At 70.3% G+C, this 4328-nt stretch carries 4 protein-coding genes; 1 reads left to right on the top strand and 3 read right to left on the bottom strand.

What is annotated here, in order from left to right:
• From TR50_RS35620 to TR50_RS35610, 3 genes are all read right to left on the bottom strand, one after another.
• The coding region (locus tag TR50_RS35620) for an MFS transporter (RefSeq protein ID WP_052441721.1) at nucleotides 1-1164 on the bottom strand (1164 nt) is incomplete at its 3' end.
• A gap of 31 nt (nucleotides 1165-1195) precedes the next feature.
• A complete protein-coding gene (locus TR50_RS35615; RefSeq protein ID WP_042432012.1) occupies nucleotides 1196-2779 on the bottom strand; it encodes a 4-hydroxyphenylacetate 3-hydroxylase family protein in 1584 nt (527 codons plus the stop codon).
• A gap of 16 nt (nucleotides 2780-2795) precedes the next feature.
• Nucleotides 2796-3356, bottom strand: a complete 561-nt coding sequence (locus TR50_RS35610) for a flavin reductase family protein (protein ID WP_042432009.1) — start codon at nucleotides 3354-3356, stop codon at nucleotides 2796-2798.
• 252 nt (nucleotides 3357-3608) lie between these two features.
• On the opposite strand from TR50_RS35610, the gene TR50_RS35605 reads away from it, so the two are divergent.
• A complete protein-coding gene (locus TR50_RS35605; RefSeq protein WP_042432006.1) occupies nucleotides 3609-4271 on the top strand; it encodes a class I SAM-dependent methyltransferase in 663 nt (220 codons plus the stop codon).
• Nucleotides 4272-4328 lie beyond the last annotated feature (57 nt).

The following is a 4328-nucleotide window of genomic DNA, read 5'->3' as shown; positions in this document are numbered from 1 at the left end:
CCTCCTGGACAGCCATGTCAGCGGCAGAGCCGCGGCGCAGACGACCAGGGCGGCGGTGACGGCGCCGACGGGCCCGGCGTGGCGCAGGGCGACTCCGCCGCCCCACGCGCCTGCGGCGATACCGGCGTTGACGGCCGAGGCGGGCAGGGTGGCCGCCAGATCACGTCCCGGGCCCGCCAGCAGGGTCACCCGGTGCTGGAGCGAGGGCACCAGACCGAAGCCGACCAGCCCCCACAGCGCCGTCGCGATCGTGACCGGCAGCGGGTGGCTCGCGGTGAGCCGGACCGTGCCGATCGCGACGATCAACGCCGCGTCGGCCGCGACCAGGGCCGTGGCGGCGGCACGGTCGGCTACCCGGCCGCCGACGAAGGTGCCGACCGCGGTGGCGAGACCGTAGACGAGCAGCACGGCGTCGACCGTGCCGTCGGAGACCCCGGTCACTCCCGAGAGGAGCGGGGTGAGATAGGTGAGCGCCGCGAACTGGCCGCCCATCAGCAGGAATCCGACACCGAGCAGGGCCAGGACCCGTGGCGCGAAGGCGTACCGGGCCTGGCCGGCCGGTCCCGGCGCTGGGGTCTCCGGCGTCGCGGGGAGCAGCAGGAGAGCCGCCAGCAGCGCCAGCAGGCTGAGCCCCCCGATGGCGGCGAACGTCCACTGCCAGCCGAACCGCTGACCGGCCAGGGTGCCGAGGGGCACGCCCAGTGCGGTGGCCGAGGCGATGCCGCCGAAGACGACGGCGATCGCCCGGCCGAGCCGCTCGGCGGGCACGAGCCGGCCGGCCACCGAGAACGCGGCCCCCAGGAACAGGCCCTGCAGCGCGCCGGTTCCCGCCCGCACCACGAGCAGCGCGGCGAAGCCGCCCGAGACGGCCGCGAGCAGGTTCCCCGCCGCGTAACCGGCGAGCGACAGCCACACCGCCGTTCTGCGGCGAAGCCGCATCGTGGCCGCTGTGAGCAGCGGGCCGCCGAGACTGATCCCGAGCGCGTACGCGGTGACCAGCAGCCCGGCGGTGTCGAGGGACGTCCTGGTGTCGTGGGCCACCCGGTCGAGCAGCCCGACCACGACCAGCTCCGCGCTGCCCATCACGAAGGCGCCCAGGAAGAGGGTGGCCAGGGCGAGACGGACACGGAGCCCGTCCGGCAGCGGCCGGGTCGTCGGGTCCACGGGAACACCCGCCCTTCGTCTGTGTGGTCGGTCAGCGGGAATGCCAGAACTTCTTCCGGGCGGCCCGGAAGTCGGGGTAGGAGTCGAGGTCGGGCGCGGTCCAGCCGTCCAGGTCGTACTCGCCCAGGCACTGCTCGGCGAAGCCCTTGTAGGCGTCGACCTGACCGCTGGCCGTCTGCGCCACCAGGATGTCGGTGCGCACGGATTCGTGGTTGCCGGAGTAGTTGCGCTCGTAGAGCTCGTGCCGTCCGCCGAACTCGGTGCCGACGGCGTCCCACAGCAGCTTCATCAGCTTCACCCGGCTGACGGAGTCGTAGCCGTTGGATCCGCGCACGTACGTGTCGAGATACGGGCGGATCTCCGGGTTGGCGAAGTCGTCGGCGCTGGAGTTGATGTAGATCAGCCCGCTGGCGATGTCCTGCTCGATGATCTCCTTGATCCGCGGGTAGCCGATCGTCATGAACCACCGGTAGGACATGCCGTAGTCGAGATTGGGCAGCAGCGCCCCGTTCTTCCACTCCCGCGGGTTGTGCGCGGCGGCGTCGGTCAGCGCCCAGAACAGGTTGCGCCAGGCCAGGACCTCGCCGACGCGGGCCTGCACGCCGCGGAAGTCCTTGCTGCCGGTCATCTCGACGGCCTTCAGCAGCAGACCGGCGATGAAGTCGAGCTTGACGGCCAGCCGGATGCAACCGTGGTACGTCAGCCGCTCCAGGAAGCCCGAGTTCGGGGCGAAGCCGTTCACCTGGTCCGGGTCGCCGTAGAGGAAGACGTTCTCCCACGGGACGAGCACCTTGTCCATCACGAAGATCGTGTCGTTCTCGTCCAGCCGGGACGACAGCGGATAGTCGAAGGGGCTGCCCATCACCGCCGCGGTCGCCGCGTACGAGGGGCGGCAGATCAGCTTCAGCCCGGGGGCGCCCATCGGAACCGTCGCCACCAGGGCGAACTCCCGGTCCTTCAAAGGCAGCCCGTAGTGCGAGATGAAGTTGAAGTGGGTGATGGCCGAGCCGGTGGCGACCACCTTGGCCCCGCTGACGACGAGGCCGGCGTCGGTCTCCTTCTCGACGTGGACGAAGACGTCCTTGACCTCCTCCGCCGGGCGGTGGCGGTCCACCGGAGGGTGGATGATCGCGTGGTTCCAGAAGAGCACCTTCTCCTGCGACTCGCGGTACCAGCGCCGGGCGTTGTCCTGGAACGGCGCGTAGTAGTCGGAGTTGGCGCCCAGTGTGCCGAGGAAGGCCGCCTTGTAGTCGGGGCTGCGGCCCATCCATCCGTAGGTCATGCGCGCCCACTCGGTGATCGCCGCACGGTCGTCGAGAAGATCCTGGACGCTGTGCGGCGTCCGGAAGAACCGGTGCGTGAGGCCCCCGCTGCCGGTGTCGGTGGGGGCGGTCAACACGTCGCGTCGGGCCGGGTCGTGCAGGGCGTCGTAGAGGCGCGCGGTCATGCGCGCGGAGTTGCGGAAGGCCGGGTGGGCGGTGACGTCGTCGACGCGCTCTCCGTCGTAGTAGATCTCCCGGTCGTCCTTCAGGCTGTCCAGGTACTCGGCTCCGGTCAGGGGTCGGGTGACCGGGTTGGCGTCGACGCTGCTGCCGTCGTCCTGTCGTGGCGTCATGGTCCGTTCCTTGGTGTCAGTGGGCCGAGGGGGAGAGGAGCGGGGCGCCCGCTGCCCAGGCGCCGCCGGTCGGGTCGTCGAGCGAGCCGCTCCAGGCCGTCCTGCGCGACGGCCCGACGAGTTCGTGGAAGCGGCCGCCGTGGAAGAGCAGGGGTTCGCCGGGTTCGACGTCGAACTCCCGTACCTCGCCCACGTAGAGCACATGGTCACCGCCGTCGTAGGCGGCCCACGGCGTGCAGGCGAGATAGGCGGGACAGCCGGCGAGACGCGGGGCGAGGGCGGCGGGCTCCCAGGCCACGTCGACGGGTCGGGTGCCGGCCAGGCCGGCGAAGCACAGGGCGAGGTCGCGTTGCTCGGCGCCCAGGATGTTGACGCCGAACGTCGCGTCGGCGAGCAGCCCGCACATCCGGCTGCGCCGGTCGAGCGAGACCATGACCAGCGGGGGATCCAGCGACACCGAGGTGAACGCGTTGACCGTCGCGCCGTGCACGGTCCCGCCGTGGCGTGTGGTCACCACGGTCACCCCGGTGCCGAACCGGCCCAGGCAGTCGCGGAGAACACGTTCCGGTGAGGCCACCGGACCTCCCTTCGACGCCGCGGCACTACGGGTGCAAGCGCCGGAGAATTGGGTGTTTTCGGCATTCTGACATCCGCCGCTGAAGGATCGATGGAGGGCTCCGGCAGCAGGTGGAAAGCCCAATCCGATGGAATTCGAGTGGCCTTGACAAGCCGTCATCGCGCGACTCTAATGGCGGAGCGGAGTCGGTCGGCGGGAAATTCAGCCGACCTCCGGAGACGTATTCCAGTGCCAGATTCGAGGTGGCCAAGAATGAGGATCCAGGTAGAACTGAACGAGAAGCTCCAGGACTACGTCGCCGATGTCTCGCTGCGCGAGTCCGACCTTCAGCGCGAGCTGCGGAGCGTCACCGCGAAGCTCCCGCTCCACCTGATGCAGATCTCGCCGGAGCAAGGGCAGTTCCTCGGCGTCCTGCTCCGGGCGATCGGTGCCAAGCGGACCGTCGAGGTCGGCGTGTTCACCGGATACAGCCTGCTCAGCACCGCTCTGGCGCTCCCGGACGACGGTCGCGTGGTAGCCCTGGACATCAGCGAGGAGTGGAGCGCCATGGCGCTCGACTACTGCAAGCGGGCCGGCGTCGGGCACAAGGTCGATCTGCGCGTCGGCGACGCCCGCGCGTCCCTGGCCGCGCTGCTGGAGCAGGAGGGCGAGGCCGGCTCGTACGACTTCGTCTTCATCGACGCGGACAAGGAGAACTACTACTCCTACTACGAGTCCGCGCTGGAACTCCTGCGGCCCGGCGGGCTGGTGGCGGTGGACAACGTGTTGTGGCACGGCGCGGTCGTCGACGAGTCCGCACAGGATTCGGAGACCAGGGCGCTGCGTGAATTCAATGCCGAACTCCACTACGACGAGCGGGTGGATCTGAGCGTCATTCCGTTCGCCGACGGACTGACCTTCGCCGTCAAGCGCTGAGCGCGTGCGTGCCGCCGGCGCCCGCGGATCGCGGGGCGCCGGCGGCCAGCCGGTTCG

The sequence above is a fragment of the Streptacidiphilus anmyonensis genome (assembly GCF_000787855.1).
Lineage (GTDB): Bacteria > Actinomycetota > Actinomycetes > Streptomycetales > Streptomycetaceae > Streptacidiphilus > Streptacidiphilus anmyonensis.
The sequence above is the reverse complement of the archived record's forward strand: the minus strand, read 5'-3'. Positions and strand labels throughout refer to the sequence as shown.